The organism is Streptomyces sp. NBC_01092, from assembly GCF_045039535.1.
In the GTDB taxonomy this organism is placed as follows: Bacteria; Actinomycetota; Actinomycetes; order Streptomycetales; family Streptomycetaceae; genus Streptomyces.
Genome location: NZ_CP108659.1, coordinates 10,161,258 through 10,179,324, shown reverse-complemented (window position 1 = coordinate 10,179,324; position 18,067 = coordinate 10,161,258). Strand labels below are relative to the sequence as shown.

General features: G+C 69.5%; 15 protein-coding genes and 2 pseudogenes. 8 read left to right on the top strand and 9 right to left on the bottom strand.

What is annotated here, in order from left to right:
- Positions 1 to 48: 48 nt before the first annotated feature.
- Positions 49 to 1,755 carry a CocE/NonD family hydrolase gene (locus tag OG254_RS45255; RefSeq protein ID WP_405593578.1) on the top strand — a complete coding sequence of 569 codons (1,707 nt, stop codon included), beginning with the start codon at positions 49 to 51 and terminating at the stop codon, positions 1,753 to 1,755.
- A 108-nt stretch (positions 1,756 to 1,863) separates the two neighbouring features.
- Here OG254_RS45255 and OG254_RS45250 read toward each other — a convergent pair whose 3' ends face one another.
- Positions 1,864 to 2,472, bottom strand: a complete 609-nt coding sequence (locus tag OG254_RS45250) for a TetR/AcrR family transcriptional regulator (protein ID WP_405593577.1) — start codon at positions 2,470 to 2,472, stop codon at positions 1,864 to 1,866.
- A gap of 94 nt (positions 2,473 to 2,566) precedes the next feature.
- On the opposite strand from OG254_RS45250, the gene OG254_RS45245 reads away from it, so the two are divergent.
- Positions 2,567 to 3,313, top strand: coding sequence for an SDR family oxidoreductase (locus OG254_RS45245; protein WP_405593575.1), 747 nt, complete (start codon positions 2,567 to 2,569; stop codon positions 3,311 to 3,313).
- Positions 3,314 to 3,616: 303 nt separating this feature from the next.
- Positions 3,617 to 3,862, top strand: a complete 246-nt coding sequence (locus tag OG254_RS45240) for an Atu4866 domain-containing protein (protein ID WP_405593574.1) — start codon at positions 3,617 to 3,619, stop codon at positions 3,860 to 3,862.
- A 12-nt stretch (positions 3,863 to 3,874) separates the two neighbouring features.
- Here the strand turns inward: OG254_RS45240 and OG254_RS45235 are convergent, their stop codons facing one another.
- Positions 3,875 to 4,063 carry a hypothetical protein gene (locus tag OG254_RS45235; RefSeq protein ID WP_405593572.1) on the bottom strand — a complete coding sequence of 63 codons (189 nt, stop codon included), beginning with the start codon at positions 4,061 to 4,063 and terminating at the stop codon, positions 3,875 to 3,877.
- A gap of 420 nt (positions 4,064 to 4,483) precedes the next feature.
- Here OG254_RS45235 and OG254_RS45230 point away from each other — a divergent pair, with 420 nt between their 5' ends.
- On the top strand, positions 4,484 to 5,218 hold the full coding sequence (locus OG254_RS45230) for a dienelactone hydrolase family protein (RefSeq protein ID WP_405593571.1): 735 nt from the start codon (positions 4,484 to 4,486) through the stop codon (positions 5,216 to 5,218).
- 473 nt (positions 5,219 to 5,691) lie between these two features.
- Here OG254_RS45230 and OG254_RS45225 read toward each other — a convergent pair whose 3' ends face one another.
- The 3 genes and pseudogenes from OG254_RS45225 to OG254_RS45215 all read right to left on the bottom strand — a co-directional run bounded on the left by OG254_RS45225 (position 5,692) and on the right by OG254_RS45215 (position 7,940).
- Complete coding sequence (locus OG254_RS45225; protein ID WP_405593570.1) at positions 5,692 to 6,555, bottom strand: SAM-dependent methyltransferase; 864 nt, start codon at positions 6,553 to 6,555, stop codon at positions 5,692 to 5,694.
- Between the two features lie 355 nt (positions 6,556 to 6,910).
- Positions 6,911 to 7,364: pseudogene (locus OG254_RS45220) on the bottom strand (alpha/beta fold hydrolase); the annotation flags it as partial.
- Between the two features lie 39 nt (positions 7,365 to 7,403).
- Positions 7,404 to 7,940, bottom strand: a complete 537-nt coding sequence (locus tag OG254_RS45215; RefSeq protein WP_405593569.1) for a sigma-70 family RNA polymerase sigma factor — start codon at positions 7,938 to 7,940, stop codon at positions 7,404 to 7,406.
- Positions 7,941 to 8,486: 546 nt separating this feature from the next.
- Between OG254_RS45215 and OG254_RS45210 the strand changes: the two genes are divergently transcribed.
- From OG254_RS45210 to OG254_RS45200, 3 genes are all read left to right on the top strand, one after another.
- Positions 8,487 to 11,582: an AfsR/SARP family transcriptional regulator gene (locus OG254_RS45210; protein ID WP_405593568.1), complete on the top strand. Its 3,096-nt coding sequence runs from the start codon at positions 8,487 to 8,489 to the stop codon at positions 11,580 to 11,582.
- A gap of 165 nt (positions 11,583 to 11,747) precedes the next feature.
- A complete protein-coding gene (locus OG254_RS45205) occupies positions 11,748 to 13,289 on the top strand; it encodes a GMC family oxidoreductase (protein WP_405593567.1) in 1,542 nt (513 codons plus the stop codon).
- Positions 13,290 to 13,345: 56 nt separating this feature from the next.
- A complete protein-coding gene (locus OG254_RS45200) occupies positions 13,346 to 14,281 on the top strand; it encodes a catalase family peroxidase (protein ID WP_405593565.1) in 936 nt (311 codons plus the stop codon).
- A gap of 315 nt (positions 14,282 to 14,596) precedes the next feature.
- Here OG254_RS45200 and OG254_RS45195 read toward each other — a convergent pair.
- Positions 14,597 to 14,965, bottom strand: a pseudogene (locus tag OG254_RS45195) (transposase); the annotation flags it as partial.
- Between the two features lie 321 nt (positions 14,966 to 15,286).
- Here OG254_RS45195 and OG254_RS45190 point away from each other — a divergent pair.
- Entirely contained in the window at positions 15,287 to 16,192 is a 906-nt protein-coding gene (locus tag OG254_RS45190) for an endonuclease/exonuclease/phosphatase family protein (RefSeq protein ID WP_405593564.1), read from the top strand.
- A gap of 391 nt (positions 16,193 to 16,583) precedes the next feature.
- Here the strand turns inward: OG254_RS45190 and OG254_RS45185 are convergent, their stop codons facing one another.
- From OG254_RS45185 to OG254_RS45175, 3 genes are read right to left on the bottom strand one after another with little or no spacing between them, the layout of a single operon-like run.
- A complete protein-coding gene (locus tag OG254_RS45185) occupies positions 16,584 to 17,141 on the bottom strand; it encodes a TIGR03086 family metal-binding protein (protein ID WP_405593563.1) in 558 nt (185 codons plus the stop codon).
- 2 nt (positions 17,142 to 17,143) lie between these two features.
- On the bottom strand, positions 17,144 to 17,677 hold the full coding sequence (locus tag OG254_RS45180; protein ID WP_405593562.1) for an SRPBCC family protein: 534 nt from the start codon (positions 17,675 to 17,677) through the stop codon (positions 17,144 to 17,146).
- On the bottom strand, positions 17,674 to 18,036 hold the full coding sequence (locus OG254_RS45175; RefSeq protein ID WP_351198512.1) for a metalloregulator ArsR/SmtB family transcription factor: 363 nt from the start codon (positions 18,034 to 18,036) through the stop codon (positions 17,674 to 17,676). Before OG254_RS45175 ends, OG254_RS45180 begins: the two co-directional genes overlap by 4 nt.
- Positions 18,037 to 18,067 lie beyond the last annotated feature (31 nt).

The following is an 18,067-nucleotide window of genomic DNA, read 5'->3' as shown; positions in this document are numbered from 1 at the left end:
GACCGGCACGTCCGCAGGACCGGCCGTATGCCACTCCCGGAGGAGCCCATGAAGAAGATCCCCATGACCGCCGCAGCCACCGCAGCGGTCGCCGCCCTGACCTTGACCGGTGCGCTCGTCGGCTCGGCCGGCGCGACGCAGTCGGACGCCGCGGCAGTGGCCGACGCCGAGAACCCGGTGACGCACAAGGACAACGACCGTGTCCCCGAGGGCGCGGCGTGGACACAGCACTACTTCCCGTCCTCGGACGGCTCCGACACCGAGCTGCACGCCGACGTCCTGCTGCCCGAGAAGCTGCCCGAGGGCAAGCGCGTGCCGGTGATCCTCTCCGTGGGCGCCTACTTCGGACACTCCGGAGAGCAGAAGGACGAGAAGTGGTCGCACACCGGCCCGTCCGACCGCTTCACCGACCTCGTCGAGGAAGGCGACCTGTTGGACCGGGGTTACGCCCTGGTCCAGGTGGACCTGCGCGGCTTCGGCGGATCCAGCGGCTGCCTCGACAGCCTGGGCAAGGGCGAGCAGGCCGACGTCAAGGCGGCGATCGACTGGGCGGCGAAGCAGCCCTGGTCCACCGGCAAGGTCGGCATGTACGGCAAGTCCTACGACGCGGCGACCGCCCTGATCGGCAACAACCTGGACCAGGATGCGCTGGGGGCCGTAGTCGCCCAAGAACCCCTCTGGGACATGTACCGCACCATCCGCTCCAACCGGGTGCCGATGCTGAGCGGCGCGCTCGCCACCAACACGTACAACCAGATCGCCCTGCTGGAGCAGCTGCCCGACGACCAGAAGCGTTACCGGAAGAACGCCGGGTACGAGAAGCAGCACGCCGAGTGCACCGCGTACAACACGAGCAACAACCTGCAGGCCGACCCGAATTCGCAGTACTGGCAGGAGCGCGACCTGGCCGGGCAGGCCAAGGGCAGCGACACCCCGCTGTTCTTCACCCAGGGCTTCACCGAGCCGATCACCAAGCCCGAGGCGATGCAGGAGTACCTCGCGAACCACCAGGGCCCCGAGCGCGGCTGGCTCGGCCCGTGGGATCACGTGCGCGGCAACGAAAGCACGGCGGACGGGCGCCTTGCGATGGGGCGTGCGGGCTGGTTCAAGGAGGTCATGTCGTTCTACGACCAGTACCTGAAGGGCATCGACCCCAGGACCGACTACCCGGCCTACGCCATCGAGGACAGCAACGGGGCCTGGCGTTCCCAGGACACCTGGCCGCTCCCGGCCCGGTCCGCCGAGGTCGTCCTGCGCGACGGCTCCTACGTGGACAAGGGCGAGCCCGGCGCGTCGGCCGGCTTCTTCACCTGGTCCCACCCTGTCGAGCAGGACGTCCGTATCACCGCGACGCCCAGCATCAAGATGACGACCGAGGGCCGCGGCAACGTCATGGTCAAGCTGTACGACGTGGCGCCCGACGGCAAGGCCGTCATGTTCAACGAGCAGGTGTCACTCGTGGACGCCTCCGGTCAGGTGGCGGTGGATCTCAAGTCGTCAGACTGGACGCTGGACTCCGGGCACTCGCTGGCCGTGGAGATCGGCACCGTCCAGGACGGCGGCTGGATCGACACCCCGGCCCACGAGCGGATCAGGGTGACGGACGCCCGGCTGAACCTCGCCGTCGACGACCCGTCCGACGACGTGCCGACCGAGGGCAAGCGCTCGCCATTTCTCGACACCTATCTGACGGCCTACACGAAGCAGCTCACCCCGAAGTCCCCGTCGTTCACGGTGCCTTCGCCTCGCGCGTGAGACTCGGCAGCCGGGGCTCCGCCTGAGGGGCAAGCCTGCTACACGGCCAGTGCAGACGACGGCCGTTCATGGCTCTGGAGATGTTCCGGCTCCGATGCCTGGCGGCTCTCAGCGGAGCGGCCAGTTACGTAGAGCGGCGTCAGCCATCGCCTGGAGTTCTGTGCGGCTGACGCCGCTCGCGGCTTGCACGGCGATGCCGAAGGCCAGGGTGGTGACGTAGCGGGCCAGGAGAGCTGGATCGGCCGGCGGAGGCAGGTCGCCGTCGTCGACGGCTTGCTCGAACCGCTGCCGTAGGCGGGAGCAGCCGTTGTTTCGCCAGGCGGCGAGGAGGTCACGGACCGCCTGCCCGGAGTCGCTGGCGACCAGGGCGCTCTGGACGCCCATGCAGCCTTGGGGGTGGGCCGGGCTCGTGGTGGTCCGGATGGTGCCGTTCAGGATCGCGGTGGCGGTACCCAGGGCGGTCGGTTCCTTGAGGGCGCGGTCCAGGTACGCGCTCGGGCCTTCGGTGTAGCGCTCCAGGGCTTGGCGGAAGAGTTCCTCCTTGTTGCCGAAAGCCGTGTACATGCTGGTGGTGGAGATACCCATCGCTTCTGTGAGGGTGGCCAGGCTGGCGCCCTCGTAGCCGTGCTCCCAGAAGGCCAGCATGGCGCGCTCAAGTGCTTCGTCGGTGTCGAATCCCCGCGGTCGGCCCACGGAGCGCCTCTGTTTGGTGCCCACCCTTCACAGGCTACCTCTTCCGCATCGATCGATACAGAAGTGCTACGTTCGAGTTCCGCATCGATCGATGCGGAATATTGGGGAGGTAATCGCCGTGGGACTGTTGGAAGGAAAGACCGCTCTCGTCACCGGGGGCAGCACTGGTATCGGCCTGGCCAGCGCTGTGCGGCTGGCGGCCGAGGGGGCGCATGTGTTCATCAGCGGCCGGCGCAAGACGGAACTCGACGCGGCCGTCGAAACGATCGGTTCCGCGACCGCTGTGATCGGCGACATCGCGGACCTGGCCGATCTGGACCGGCTCTACGAGGCGGTCCGGGAGCGTGGGCAGGGTCTGGACGTTCTGTTCGCGAACGCCTCCGTTGCTGAGTTCGTCCCGTTGGAGCAGATAACGGAGGAGCACTTCGACACGCTCTTCGGGATCAACGTCCGGGGCACACTGTTCACCGTCCAGAAGGCGCTGCCTCTACTCAACGACGGCGCCTCGGTGATCCTCAACGGCTCCACCAACGTGGACGTCGGTGCGGAGGCGTTCGGCGTGTACGCGGCCTCCAAGGCCGCCACCCGGTCCTTCGCCCGGACCTGGGCCAATGAACTCAAGGGCCGCGGGATCCGGGTCAACGCCGTCACGCCCGGTCCGACCGACACCCCAGGCCTGTCGGGACTCGCTCCCGATTCGGAGCAGGCCGCCGGCCTGCGGCAGCACCTGGCGGCGCAAGTCCCGTTGGGTCGACTCGGGCGCCCGGAGGAGATCGCCGCCGCCGTGGCCTTCCTCGCCTCCGAGCAGAGCAGCTTCATCACCGGTTCGAGCTTGTACGTCGACGGCGGCCTGAACCAGATCTGAGCTCGAAGACGGCGCTGCCCGGCCGGGCCGAGCTGGTTCCAGCGAACGAGCCAAGGGGGCCCCGAGCCGGCCGACGGGTCGCCAGAGGTCAGGCTCGGCCGGGCAGCACGTCAGCGCACCGAACAAGTCCGGGTGATCGGCACGGCCGGGATCAGCACGGCTCAGCATCCTGCTCGGCAGGCCGCGGCGTGCGCCCGCCAGGCCGAGCCCTCCCGGCACCCACTTTGCCGCGCTCCCGCCGGCGGTCCAAAAGCGGGCCATGACCAGAAACAACACACCCCGCGCCCCGCCCCCTACGTCGGTATGTGGGTGACCGCGGACGGACACATTCGCCAGGAACTCCTGCCCGACGGCCGTTACGACGAAGCCCGCGGCAACCGCCAGAGCGCCTACACCGGCAGCTATACCGTCACCGGCAACCACATCGACCATGTCGACGAAACCGGATTCACCGCCACCGGCGACGTCCGCGACGGCGTCCTCTTCCACGAGCACCCGGTGCTCTACCGCGAGGGCGACGAGCACACCCAGCAGGCACCTCAACGGTGACCAAGGCCCCGATCACCCTTGCCGAACAGGCCCCGTCGTGGGCAGCCTCAGCAGGATGGGCCCGCCGGCTGCCGCGGAGTCGATCTGACCGATCTTGGCCTCGGCGCCGGCGAGGCTGACGCGGAGCCCTTCGATCTCGCCGAGCCGGCCCTCCCGTTCGGCCTCGCGGATCCGGTCCAGGAGGTTGTCGCGAATCTCCACCAGCCGGCCGCGCTGCCCCGAGTCTGGGCGGAGGAGGGAGCAGCGCAGGCAGGCATCACCCGCCGCCGCACCCTGCGCCCCCCGCGGGGCAGACGACTAACGGTGGAGTCGGATACTGGAAGTGCTGCAGTGCATCCACCGAGTTCAGGATCCCAAGGTGTCGACCGAGATCATTCTCGCGAACAGCACTGTGGCCTGGTGGTTGGTCTGGCATCGGCTTCATCCGGTGGGCTACGTTGTGCAGCCATGACTACCGGGACGGCATTGCGCCACACACGGATTGGTGACCCGGTGCTCTTCTGAGCGCCGTACGGGCCGGTGCTGGCCCGCTGTTGGATCGAGGATCTTGCGCTGCTGCGCGGGCTCCGCCTCCGTCGTGTTGATCACAGGCTCGACACATCAACCACGACAGGAGAATTCATGCCCACCAAGATGCTGCAGATTCCCACCGCGGACGGACAGGCCGACGCGTTCGCCGCCTCCCCCGACGGTGGTGGGCGGCACCCAGGGGTGCTGATGTACCCGGACGGCTTCGGGATCCGGCCCGTGCTGCGGGAGATGGCCCGCGAACTGGCCGGGCACGGGTACTACGTGCTCGTCCCCAACCTCTTCTACCGGCACGGCCCGGCACCGGTGATCGAACTTCCCGAGCACATCGGAGAAGCGGTCCGGCCCACGGTCTTCGCCCAGTTGATGCCTTTGATCGAGGCGCACACCATAGAACGTGTCCTGAGCGACGCCGACGCCTATCTCAGGTTCCTCACCGCTCAGCCCGAGGCCAGCGCCGGACCGGTCGCGGTGACCGGCTACTGCATCGGCGGCCTCCTCGCGACGCGCACCGCCGCGGCCCACCCCGGTCAGGTAGCTGCCCTCGCCGCATTCCACGGCCCGGTGGGAGTCGACGGGCCCGACAGCCTCTCCAAGCTCACCGCCGAGGTCCACTTCGGCCACGCCGAGAGCGACTTGACGCCCGAGGCCCTCGGCGAGCTCAACCTGGCCCTGGACGCGGCGGGTGTCAGCTACACCTCCGAGATCTACCCCGGCACCATCCACGGCTTCACCATGTCCGACACCGATGCCTTCAACCCCGTCGCACTGCAGCTTCACTGGGACCGCCTGATGCCTCTTCTCGGCCGCACCCTTACCAAGAGCTGAGGCTCCGGCCCGGAAATCAAGCCCGAAGTACACGTCTTCGGAGTCTTGGCGATGTTTCGGAGTCGGTGAGGGCGGGCGACGCGCGCCCTCACCGAGGGGTCCTTGAGGCAGAGCTGGTTCGTCCGACGGGCGAGCTGTGGCAGGCAGGGCTGGTGATCAGCCGACTCCCTCTCGACCAACGGCTTGAGTCCCTTCGCGTGGTGCTGTCCCATAACGACATGTTGACGGAGGTCCTGTCGCGGGCGGCGACGCTGGAGCTGCCTGGGTGGTAGTGACGGCCGGCTGCCTCTTCCAGACGCACCTGAGCCCACACTGCACAGCGCCGCCAACGCAGATGACGCCCCCGCTTGGCCACCCCTCCAGGCTTGGCCGTGCGGCTGACCACCCGCGGGGAACGGCCCGCTGGTCAGCGACGGTCCTCCTCAACCTGGCTACGGTGTCCCGGAGCCGTCTCTCGGGTTCTGGAACCTGCCCTATCTCCTTGCGGACCCGTTGTGCCGGGCGCTGAAGATGCCCCAGCGCAGGAGTCCGGCGCGGGTGGCGTCGACCCAGAGGGGGAGGTTGGCGAGCAGGCCGTCGACGTAGGCGGGGCTGATGGTGGCGCGGAGCTCGGCCTCGTGGGCGCGGGTCTCGGCGGTCAACCGGGTGTATTGGGTGGTGAGTTGGGCGCTTTGGTCGTCGAAGTTGGCCGGGCTCAGGCCTAGGTCGGCGAGCTGGCGGAGGTAGAAGGACGGGGTTGCCAGGGCGTCCACGCCGAGGCGGGAGATGACCTGATGCAGCGCCTCGGGCGGCGTGTCCTCGTCGGCCATGATGTCGGTGAAGGCGAGCGCGCCGCCGGGCTTGAGGACGCGCGCGGCCTCGCCCAGGACGCGGGACCGGTCGCCGCTGTGGCAGAACGCTTCCAGGGAGCAGACGGCGTCGAAGTGGCCGTCGTCGTACGGAACTTCGTGGAAGGAGCCCGTGACGACCTCGATCAGGCCGTCGAGGCCGCGCTTGGCGTTGGCCGCGCGGTGGCGGTCGTTCTGGGCGGCGCTGAGGTTGAGGGCGACGACTCGGCAGCCGAAGCGCTCGGCCAGGTAGCGGGCGGTGCCGCCGTAGCCGGAACCGAGGTCCAGGACGGTGCGGTCGGGGCCGAGGGTGTCCGCGAGTCGGTCGGCGAGGCGCTCGACGGTGCGGCGGGAGGCGGCGGCGACCGGCTCCGTGTCGTGGGCGTAGATGCCGGTGTGGATGTCCTCGCCGCCCCACACGGCGTCGTAGAAGCCGTCCACGTCGCTGGACTCGTAGTAGCTGCGGGTCGCGTCCTCGTTGCTGCCCAGTGCGGTCTTGTCCTTGCTCATACGCGCCGTCCCCTCACTCCTCACCCTGCCGCCGCAATGGTGGCTCCCCAAGCGTGGGCGCTGCCACGGGAGGCGATCAACAGTGACAAGTCAGCCAACTGGAGCGGTGACCGGCCGCGCATGACGGTGGGGGCGGGGCCGGACGGGCCGGAGCGCGATCGCCGGAACGTGCAGCCCGTCCCAGCTCAGCGCGATGATCCTCGCCCGCGGGATCCAGTCGGCCGGCGCATGCCTCACCCCAGCAAGCCTGCGGACCTTACTCTCCTCCTCCGCGTCCGAAGCCGGACGAGCCGACAAGTTCTCACACACCCCGAGGTGCGAGAGTGGCGGCTCATCGAACCGGGAAGCCTCCCGCTGGGACAGGAACAGCGGCGGACGCGATGCGGTCCCTGGTCTCCTGGTCCAGGTCGGCGGAGTCCGCTCCCTCGAAGGGGCCCCAGCCCGGGAAGGGGATGACGCCGCCCTCAATCGCGAAGTGATCGGCGTAAGCCTGCCCGTCGGCGGCGGGGAAGCCGTCGATCAGTACGGCCTTGGCCACCTTCTCCGATCGTGTCCGATCGTGCGTCGGCGGCCGGCCAGGCCGGACTCGACGCGGCGGAGTGCCCCACCACCAGGGGCTTCCCGGACGCCGCATCAACGGCGGCGACCACGGTTGCCGGCTGGTCCTCGAGCGTCGCGGACGCAGTGCCATCGCCCTGGCCAGGGAGGGTGAGCGGCACGGGACGGTGGCCGAGTGAGGTGAGTTCGGGCACGACGTCGTCCCATGCGGATCCGTCGAGCCACCGGCCGGCGATGAGCAGGACGTCCACGGTTGTTCTCTCGAAGAGGAGTCGGATCGGACCTCCGGATCAGGGGACGTGGCCGCGTTCGACCAGCGACTTCCGTAGCGCTTTGAGCGCCAGACGGGTACGGGATTTTACGGTTCCTGGAGGTATACCGAGCACGCTCGCCGTCTGGGCCACGGACTGGTCGAGGTACAGCACGTGCACGAGGACCTCGCGGTGCTGCAGGGACAGGTCCGTCAGGGCCTCACGGACGGCCTTCCGGGTGTGGACGGTTTCGGTGTGCTCCAGGCCCGGTAGTTCACCGAGGGCTTCGTCGGTCGTCTCCGCGGGACGGCATTGCCTGGCCCGTTGGCCGTCGATGACCAGATTGCGCAGAACGTGCGCGAGCCAGGAGCGGATGCCCAGGGCCTGCGGGTCGAGCGAGTCCGCGTGCCGCCAGGCCCGAAGAACCGTCTCCTGGACCACGTCCTGGGCGTGATACCGGTCTCCGGTGAGCAGGCCGGTGGCCACTCTGAGCAGATAGGCACCGTGCAGGTCGTAGACAGCGCGGACGAACTCCTCTGCCCGGACCTCGTTCGGATGCATCGTGTCGTGTCCCACGGCGGAACCCCTTCGGCCCGCACGCGGTCGTGGCGGGAGCCCTCTCGTCCAATGTGAACGGGACGACCCTCGCGGAGGCCGCTTTCCTCGCGCTTTCCGAGCGCTTACCGGATGAGCCGATGCGAATATCGCGGCTGCTATTGCGGCTGCGGAGACTGCGGTCCAAGCGCAGGACGCCGGGTTCAGTGCGGCCCGACGACCGCCCGAACTGCCGCTTCCCGCAGCGCAGGCAGCAGTTCTTCCCAGTCCCCGACGATCGCCTCGCGCGGAACCGACCGCAGGAGAGCCAACAGGCTGTGGAGCTGTGCTGCCTCACCCGTACAGACCGGGCAGCCTCGAAGGTGGTCGGCGACGGCTGCGGACCGGGCGGACTGCGCCGTATCCAGTATGTGGAGCAAGAGTTCGGGTGGTTCCTGCCGACATGTCACGGTGCCTCCCGGGCCTGGATGCCATCCCTGCTGAGGGCGTTACGAGCACGCTGCCGGACTGGTTCACGACCGTGCACTCGGCATCCCGAACCGGAGGGGCACAAGGCAGAATGCCTGGATGCGCTTGGGAATCCTCGGCCGCCTCGAACTGGTCGGCGAGAGCGGTGCGGTGGCCGTCTCCGGGGCGGTCCCGCGCGCGATCGTCGGCCGGCTGTTGCTCGCCGCCGGTGACGTGGTGCAGCGTGACGCCCTGGTCGACGCGGTCTGGGAGGGGCGGGAGACCAAGAATCCGGTCAACGCCCTGCAGGTCCAGGTCACCAAGCTCCGCGCTGCCTTCGCAGCCGTCGGCGAGGACAACCGACTGCTGTTCCGCCACGGGGGCTACCAGCTCGTTCTGGGCCCGGACGACGATTTCGACATGACGCGGTTCGAGGCCGACGTCCGCGAGAGCCGCAGAAGGTTGTCCGCCGGCGCGTACCCACAGGTCGCACAGTTGCTCCGACAGGGCTTGTCCCGGTGGCGCGGTCCGGCACTGGAGGACCTGACGGGCCGGTTCTTCCTCCGCGAACGGACCCGACTCGAAGACCTGCGCGCCAGTGCGCTGGAGGACTTCGCGCTTGCGGCCGTGGAGCTCGGGCGCGCCGACGAACTGGTCACCGAACTGCGGGCCCTGGTCGCCGAGGCCCCGTTGCGCGAGCGCGCCCGGGCGCGGCTCATGCTCGTCCTGTACCGCTGCGGGCGTCCCGCGGAGGCACTGGGGGTGTACGAAGCCGGTCGTCGACTCCTGCGTGCGGAACTGGGCGTCGACCCGTCGTCGGAACTGCGTGACCTGCATGCCGCGATCGTGCGCGACGAGGAACCGGCCCGCCTGCCGGTGGGCCCGGGCTCAGGGCCCGAGGCGGGTCGGATCGACCTGTCCTCCGCTGCGGGCCACCCGCGACAGGCCGAGGGCAACCTGGTCCGGCCGCTCGGGGTGTTCGTCGGGCGCGGTGACGAAGCCGAGGCCGTCCGTGTCATGGCCGGGCGGGAGCGGCTGGTGACCGTCCTGGGTCCAGGGGGCGTGGGAAAGACCCGGCTGGCACGCGAGGTGTGCCTGCAACTGGCCCGGGACCACGACGCGGTCTGGTGGGTGGATCTGGCCCCGGCGGACGCCGCCTCCGTGCCGGCGGCGATCGCGGGTGCGCTCGGACTGTCGGACACCTCGGTCCGTCCCGACCAGCGGCCCCACGACTACCTGCACCGGCTCACCTCGTTCCTGGCCGGAAAGCGGACGCTGCTGGCACTGGACAACTGTGAGCACCTGCTCGACGCCGTGGCGACGGCCGCCATCACGCTTCTGGGCAACTGCCCCTCGTTGACCGTCATCGCTACCAGTCGGGCACCGCTGGGGGTGTCCGGCGAAGCGCTCTACCCGCTGCCCCCGCTCGCCGACACGGAGGCTGCCCGTCTCTTCGTCGCACGCGCCGGCCTGGCCGATCCGGCGTTTGCCGCGGACGAGAGGGCGATGCGCGACATCCGCTCGCTCTGCCGCCGTCTCGACGGCCTGCCACTGGCGGTGGAACTGGCTGCCGCCCACGTCCGGTTGCTCTCGGTACGCGAGATCGAGGCCCGCTTGGACGACCGCTTCGCCCTGCTGGCGAAGGGCGAGCGTACCGCGCCTGACAGACACCGCACCCTTCGCGCGGTGCTGGACTGGAGCTTTGCGCTCCTGGATCCGGACGAACAACTGCTGTTGACCCAGATGGCCCTCTACGTCGGCGGTTGCTCCCTCGACCTCGCGGAGGAGATGGCTGGGCTCCCCGTCCTCACCCGGCTGGTCGACCACTCCCTCCTGGTGCCCACCGCCACAGACCGGGGCAGTCGCCTGCGGATGCTGGAGACCGTTCGCGAGTACGCGCTGATGCGGCTTCGCGAATCGGGCCGCGCACGGGAGGCAGAGGAGCGCTTCATGTCCTGGGCCACGAACTTCGCGGGCGAGGCGGTCAAGGGCGTCGCCGCCGGTGATCAGAGGTGGTGGTCCCTTCGGCTCACCGAGGAGTACCCCAATCTCCGCGCGGCCTCCGAGCTCATGTCGGCCAGGTCCAGGCCCGAGCAGTCGCTCCTGTTGGAGGCACGCCTGGGCTACTACTGGTTCGTCAGCGGCAGGGAGGAGGAGGGCATCGAACCGCTGCGGCGCAGCCTCGATGCCTACGACGCCGCGCGGGCAGAACTGTCGGAGCCGCCTGGGATGGACGAGGAGTGGGCTTTGTTCTACGCCCTCGCCTGGCTGGTCTGGTTGAACTACATGTCCGGCCGCCACGCCGAAGCCGGCGCTCTCGCCCGACGGCACGCGGAGGTCTGGCGCTGCGCCAGGAATCCGCTCCTTGCGGTGCTGGGCCACTGCTACGACCCGCTCCACGCGATGCTGGACGGCCGGGAGGACCTCGAACAGCGGTTCGCGACGGCGGACGCGGCCGTGGCGGGCACCGCTCTGCACTGGGAGCGGGTGGTACTGCAGACCAAATGGTCGATGTACAGCCTGCGGAACGGGGACGCCGACGGCGCCCGTCACCACGCCCTGACCGCCGTCGAGGTCGCCCGCGCGGGGGATGACGCGTTCGCCACGGCGTGGTCGCTCACTCTGTGCGGCGACGCGGAGGAGTACGGCGGCCTCCGCGGCAGCGCCCGGCGGCGCTGGACCGAGGCCGCGACCGGCTTCGAATCGGTGGGCGCACGGTTGCGCTGGGCCTACGCCGTCCTGCGCATCGGGTTCCTCGATCTCGCCGACGGCAGCCACGCCGCGGCCGAGCAACGCCTGATCGACGTCCAGCGGCTGGCCGACGAGCTGAGCGCCGAGGACCTGCATGCGGCGGTGGGTAACCTGCGCGCGGTGCTGATGCTCGAGAACGGGCGGCTCGCCGAGGCGGAGACCGAGTTCGTCCGCACCTGGGCGAACCCCGTCGCGCCGCTCGATCGCCGCGCGGTCGCGGGTGTCGGACTTGCCGCGGTCCAACACGCAGCCCACGGAGCCCGCAGTCAGGACGAGTCCTGCAGTTATCTCGACCAGGCGCGCGAGATCCATGACCGGCTGCTGGAACCGCAGGCCCGGCGCGCCGTGGGCGTCCTCCTCGCCACGCAGGAAGCCCACAGGCCGGCCCCGGGCATGCGCGGTCGCGCGCTCCGGATGGACGACTGGCTGCACGGCGGCCAGTCCGTGCTCGCCGCCTTCTGCTGACAGGCGCCGTGGCCCCGACCGCCGACGGCGACCGTGATCGCTCGCGGTCGGGGTGATCCGACCTGACACCGCGTCCGTAGAGTCCTTCGGCACCTCGGGCTCCCCATCGCACGGAGCAGCGGGCTCTGCCCTTGCAGCGGATCTTCGGTGACGGGAGCAACAACAGTGGACGAGTACGACTTCATCGTGGTGGGTGGCGGAACCGCGGGCTGCGTGCTCGCGGCCCGGCTCTCCGAGGACCCGACTGTCCGGGTCCTGCTGCTGGAGGCCGGTGCCGACGAGGTTCCTGACAACCCGTTGGACTACGTCGCCATGTGGGACTCCCCCTTCGACTGGGCGTTCCGCAGCACCCCGCAGGCGGGGCTGGACGACGTTGTGGTTCCGGTGCCGCGCGGCCGCGTGATCGGTGGCAGCAGTGCGATCAACTCGATGGCACATGTTCGGGCCCACCGGTCCAGCTATGACGCGTGGGAGCGGGCCGGAGCTGTCGGCTGGAACTTCGACGCGATGCTGCCGTATCTCAAGCGGCCCGAACAGGCACCGGGGATGGACGCCCGGTGGCGGGGCACGGGCGGACCCATGCTGGTCACCCCGGCTCCGCCGGCCGAACCCGGGTCGTTCTACCGGGCCTGCTACGAGGCCGCCGTGGAGACCGGTGCACCGGCCACCTCCGACGGGAACGGCGAGCAGGTCGAGGGCGTCGCACCCACCGAACTGAACCTGGTGGACTTCAGCCGGCAGAGCGCCGCCGACGCCTACCTCCTCCCGGCACGCCGTCGCCCGAACCTCACCATCGCCACCGATGCGCTCGTCCAGCGTCTGGTTTTCGACGGGCGTCGGTGCACCGGTGTGGAGTACCTCCGCCACGGACAGCAGGAGTCGGCGCGGGCCGCCCGCGACGTCGTGCTCGCAGCGGGCGCGGTCGGCTCACCTCAGTTGCTCCTTGTCTCGGGCGTCGGCCCCGCCGAGCAACTGCGGCGCCTGGGCATCGCGGTGGTGCACGACCTGCCGGGCGTCGGAGAGAACCTGCAGGACCATCCGTTTGCGCAGGTCACGTTCTCGACGAGGGAGCCGGTCGAGGCAGGCGGCCTGCCCGACACCCCCCATGTGGTCCTGCGCAGCAGCCCCGCCGCGGACCCAGACCTGCAGTTCGTGTTCGTGCACTTCCCGCTCCCCCATCGCAAGTCCGGCGCCTTGGCGGAGCCGTGGGGCAGTTCGGCCTGGCAGCCGGAGCGGATGGACGGCTACTCGGTCCTCTTCTCGCTGCAACGGCCGCACAGCCGCGGCAGCCTCACCCTGGCCGGCGCCGATCCCGCAGCCGCCCCGTTGATCGATCTCGGCTACTACGCCGATCCGCGGGACCTCGACCTGATGGTGAGCGCCCTGCGCCGGGCCCGGACGATGGGCGCCGCCGACGCGCTCGCACCCTGGCGCACCAGTGAGTCGACCCCCGGCGCGGAGGTCAACGGCGACGACGAGCTGCGGGAGTACGTCAAGCTGGCCACGAGCTCCCTGAGCCACCTGGTGGGCACGTGTGCGATCGGCACCGGTGATCGTGCCGTCGTGGATCCGACACTGCGGGTTCACGGCCTTGCGGGGCTACGGGTCGCCGACGCCTCCGTGATGCCCTCGATCGTCGCCGCCAACACCAACGCCACCGTGCTCGCCATCGCCGAACGCGCCGCATCCATCCTCGCCGACCGTTGACGGCCCCCGACGGCGGTCTGCCGACATCCACCAGTGCGCTCTCTCGAAGGAACGACATGACATCCACACAGACGCCAATGCCGGACGCCACCAAGGTCGTCGACAGCATGGAACAGATGAGCGCGGGGCCGTATGAGGGGCAGCGCCGCTCCAGTGCAAGGGGCCTCTGCTGCACGGGTACGTTCACCCCGACCGGGGACGCGGCACCGCTGACCACAGCCGCCCACCTCCAGCACCAGCCGGTTCCAGTGACCGTGCGGTTCTCGAATTCCGACGGCAACCCGCATGTTCCCGACGGCGCTCCGGTCACCCGAGGCATGGCCGTCCGGTTCCACCTCCCGGACGGCGCCGAGACGGATCTGCTCGGCATCACCGTGCCCCTCTTCGTGGCCTCGACGCCACCAGAGTTCCTCGCGCTGACCCAGGCCCTGCGGCCGAACCCCGGAACCGGGCACCCCGACCCCGCTGAGGTGCGTGCCTTCGTCGCCGAGCATCCCCATCTCGCCTCCGCAGTCGCCCAGCAGCCCCCCATACCGGTCGGCTACGGCCGCGCGGCCTACTGGGCCATCCACGCCTTTGTCTGGGTGAACGATGCGGGCCGGCGTCAGCCGGTCCGCTACCGCTGGGAACCGGCAGCGGGCCGCGCGAGTCTGTCCGCCCAGGACGCTGCCTCCCGTGCACCCGACTACCTGACGCAGGAGTTCCACCAGCGCCTGCAGGACGGCCCGGTCGCGTTCGCCCTGCAGGTGCAGTTGAGCGAGGTCGGCGACCCCACACACGACCCCACGGTCGCCTGGCCGGACACACGCAAGGAACTGACCGTCGGACATCTCGAGCTCACCGCTCCCGTCGTGGACCAGAGCCACTGGTCCGAGCAACGCTTCGATCCCACACGGATCACCTCAGGGATCGAGCTGTCCGACGACCCCGTTCTCGCCTTCCGGGCCCACGCCTACGCCGAGTCCTTCCGCCGACGCTCCCGGCACGGCTGAGTTCGAGCAGGTGTCGGAGCAGAGCCCAGAACCTTGGTGCAGCGCGGGTGTGGTGCGCACGGTGGCGTCCTCCTGAAGCCGTAGGTTGGCGGCTAGGTCGGCGTAGCGCGCTCCTCGTGGTCGAAGCGGGCGAGCATCGTGTGCTCGTCGATCGGGCGGCTGCCCAGCAGGGCAACCGACGGAATTCGTTGACCAGCCGGAACGTGGCTTCCGCCGCGTTGGAATCCCGCGCAGGTGCGCCCACAGTCCCGCCCATGAGCGTCGGCGTGAACGCAGTCAGCACCGATGGTTCCCGGCCGAACCGGCCGCGTGTCGTCGGGCCTGGGCGGGTTTGGCGGCGAAGGTTACCTCGCCGGGTATCCCGGCCGCCCGGCAGCGGTCCACATCTTCGGTCCATGAACGGGGGACGTACAACTCCCGGTCGATCGCTGCGTGTCCGGCGAGGGTGGCGTAGACGAGATAGACGGCGACCTGGGAGTTCTCGATCCTGCCCGCGGCGCCGGTGTACTGGCGTTGCACGCCCACCGTGGCCGTGCCCTTCTTCAGGTCGCCGGTCTCGTCGACGACCAGAACGGCGTGGGTGTCGCCGAGGTGTTCCACCACGTATCCGCGTGCGTCGTCACGGACTGCGTCAGCGTCCCACTTGGCTCGCGCCAGCAGGTGCTGCAGGCCGTCGGGGTGGCGTGTCCGATGATCACCGGTGGCCGCACCTGTCTCCCGCTCGCCATCGGCTCCGGCAGCACCACGGTGTCACCAGCTGTGGCTCCATTCTGATCTCCCGGGCCTCACGGATGTGTGCCGTCACACCTGCGCAAACAGAACCTGATTCACCAGGTGGCTCGTCCTGCAGGGCAAGAGCAAGGGCAAAGGGTGGGCGGATGGGAAGCCATGGGTGAGCGGGGCAGCGGTGCGACGCGTGCGGTGAGGACGACAACATCCCGCAGGACAGGGTGGTGGTCCGCGGGCGGGAACGCGAAGGACCGGTCGCCCTGGACGCGGGGACGAGTGCTCGCCGCGCTGGCGGCGCTGACAGCACTGCTGCTGGCGTTCCATCGGCTGGTGCCGAACTCCCCGGGACATCTGGGCAGTCTGCTGGAATCATTCCTGCCCTGGTCCGGCCTGATGATCGCAGTGCTGCTCGGCCTGGCGCTCATGCGCCGCTCGGCGCTCGCGCTGGTGGCCCTCACCCTGCCGGTGGCGGCCTGGACGTACCTTTTCGGAGGGCTGCTGCTGCCCGGGGCGAAGCCCGGGGCGCACGACCTGGTGGTGGTACAGCACAACGTCAGCGACGAGAACACCGATCCCGCGGGCACGGTCCGCGCCCTGGCCGATGCCGAGCCCGACCTCATCGGCCTGGAGGAGCTGGTGCCCGCGGCGCTGCCGGTCTACGAAAGAACCCTCGCCCCGCGCTACCGGTACCACGCGGTGGTGGGCACCGTCGGACTCTGGTCCAAACACCCCCTCACCGACGTCCAGAAGCTGGACATCAAACCCGCTGCGGTCACAGAGCCCTGGAGCCGCGGGCTACGGGCCGTCATCCACACCCAGCACCGTGAGGTCGCGGTGTACGTCGCGCACCTGCCCTCAGTCCGCGTCCACGCGTCCGGCCTCGCCTCGTCCTGGCGCGACGAAAGCGCCGGCCTGCTGGGCAAGGCCATCGCCACCGACAAATCGCAGACAGTGATACTCCTCGGCGACTTCAACAGCACGGCCGACGACCGTGGGCTGAACCCGTTGACCTCACAGATGAATGTGCCGGCACGGGGTTTCGCCTTCAGCTTCCCCGCCGCCTTCCCGCTGGCCCGGATCGACCAGATCATGGCTCGCTCGGCGACCGTCGGTCCCATCCGTGCCCTGCCCTCCACCGGCAGCGACCATCTCCCGGTCATCGCGTGGATCACACTGGGCTGAGGGAATCTTCTCCGGGCAACAAGCCTGCGCATGTGACAACTGCCGTGCGCGGGCGGCACCCCGCCCGGGGAGGGAGGCGATTAGAGGATGTCGGTGACGTTGGTGACGGTCACCTCCTCCGCCGCGCCCGAAGCCGGACGGGCCGACAGCAACCTCGGTACAGCAACTCGCCCCCGAGTAGCCCGAATCAACACGCCCCGCACAGCATCTGCCCTGCCAAAGAGGAATCCAGCACCAGACGGCCACCACGTCTTCCACGCCGCCCGCGTTCGGCCTGCTCCGCCGCCTCGGCCGCACGACGGAGGCGGCGAAACACACCGACAGCTACGCCGAGAGGGCGTACCTGCACCGCGCTCCTGCGCCGGCCCCGCGGAGGATGCCTTCCGGCTCGTCAGGGCTTGCGGCCGATGAAGGCGAGCAAGCGAGTCTGGACGTCGGCGCTCTCCGGCACCTCGACCCGCGGTCCATACTGCCCGCTCGCACGGAGCACGTCGTCGAGCGGCAGCATCCCGTCGAGCAACTGGGCGCATTTGGCGGGATCGAGGTGTTCGTCCTGGCCGGTGGCCCGTGCCAGGTCCCAGGTGTGCATGAAGACATCGGCGGTATAGAACCGGTCGACCGCCTGGTCCAGTGGGATCTCTCCGATGTGTGGGTTCGACAGCAGCTTGTGTGCGCTGGCCGGATCGTCGAGGAGTGCCTGCACCCCGTCGCGGTGCACAGTCCAGGCGGCCACCGGGTCGTCGTCCACCGAGGGTCCTTTCGGCAGTTCGACTCCGGCGCCGGCTTTCAGGAAGGCGGGGAACCACTCGACGAGGTGACGGACGACGTCCCGGGCGACCCACCCCTCGCACGGCGCCGGGTTGTCCCATGCTTCTGGATCCGTACCGCGCACGCGGTCGGTGAATACGCGTGCCACGATGCGGTGCTCATCGGCTGCCGTTCTCGCCATGATCAGGATCCCGATTCGGTGTGCCGGTCGGCGCTGTCGCCCTGTTGGCCGCCGAGCAGCTCGTCAAGGCGCTCGTAACCTTCGCGGACGCCGTACTCCATGCCGCTCTTGAGCATCGAATCGCGGGCTTCGATGGAGTCCATGAGCGACTTGCCGGTGACCCGGGTGCGACCACCGAGGTCCTCGAAGACGGCCGTCTCCAGGCTGACGCCGTCCGGAAAGCCTTCGTAGGTGAAGGTCTGCACGATGCGCTCGTCGGGGCGCACCTCGTGGAACACACCGTGGAAGCCGTACTCGGTGCCGTCGTCGTCGCGATGCACATAGCGATAGGAGCCACCGCTGCGCGCGTCGTAGCGGTCGATCCGCATCGTGAGCCGACGCGGGCCGAGCCACTGGACGACCAGATCGGGGTCGGTGTACGCCCGGAACACGCGCTCCGGCGGAGCGTCGAACTCTCGGATGATCAGAATGGTGGGCAGATCGGGGTCGGCCAGGATCTGCGTCTCGTTGCGGTGGTGCGGGTCGGTGGTGCTCATGATGCCGCCTCTTTCGTCGGGGTGGCCGTCGTCGGCTGCTCGCCCATCTGTTCAAGGAGGGCATCGAGACGGCGGAAACGGTCCTCCGCCTCGCGCCGATATCGCTCGATCCACTTCGTCATCAGGTCGAAGACCTCTGCCTCGAGGTGGCAGGGCCGCCGCTGGGCGTCTCTGCTGCGACTGACCAGACCGGCGTCCTGAAGGACCTTGATGTGCTTGGACACGGCCTGCACCGTGACGTCGTACGGCTCGGCCAGTTCGTTGACCGTGGCGTCCCCGGCAGCGAGCCGGGCCACGATGTCGCGCCGCGTGGGGTCGGCCAGTGCGGAGAACACCAGCGACAGCCGGTCGTCGGCCACCTCGCACCTCTCATATTCAACCGATTGGTTA

Excerpts from the sequence above, each read along its gene's own strand:
- OG254_RS45255 (WP_405593578.1), top strand. The coding sequence starts at position 49 with ATGAAGAAGATCCCCATGACCGCCGCAGCCACCGCAGCGGTCGCCGCC.
- OG254_RS45240 (WP_405593574.1), top strand. The coding sequence starts at position 3,617 with ATGTGGGTGACCGCGGACGGACACATTCGCCAGGAACTCCTGCCCGAC.
- OG254_RS45230 (WP_405593571.1), top strand. The coding sequence starts at position 4,484 with ATGCCCACCAAGATGCTGCAGATTCCCACCGCGGACGGACAGGCCGAC.
- OG254_RS45225 (WP_405593570.1), bottom strand. The coding sequence starts at position 6,555 with ATGAGCAAGGACAAGACCGCACTGGGCAGCAACGAGGACGCGACCCGC.
- OG254_RS45210 (WP_405593568.1), top strand. The coding sequence starts at position 8,487 with ATGCGCTTGGGAATCCTCGGCCGCCTCGAACTGGTCGGCGAGAGCGGT.
- OG254_RS45200 (WP_405593565.1), top strand. The coding sequence starts at position 13,346 with ATGACATCCACACAGACGCCAATGCCGGACGCCACCAAGGTCGTCGAC.
- OG254_RS45185 (WP_405593563.1), bottom strand. The coding sequence starts at position 17,141 with ATGGCGAGAACGGCAGCCGATGAGCACCGCATCGTGGCACGCGTATTC.
- OG254_RS45180 (WP_405593562.1), bottom strand. The coding sequence starts at position 17,677 with ATGAGCACCACCGACCCGCACCACCGCAACGAGACGCAGATCCTGGCC.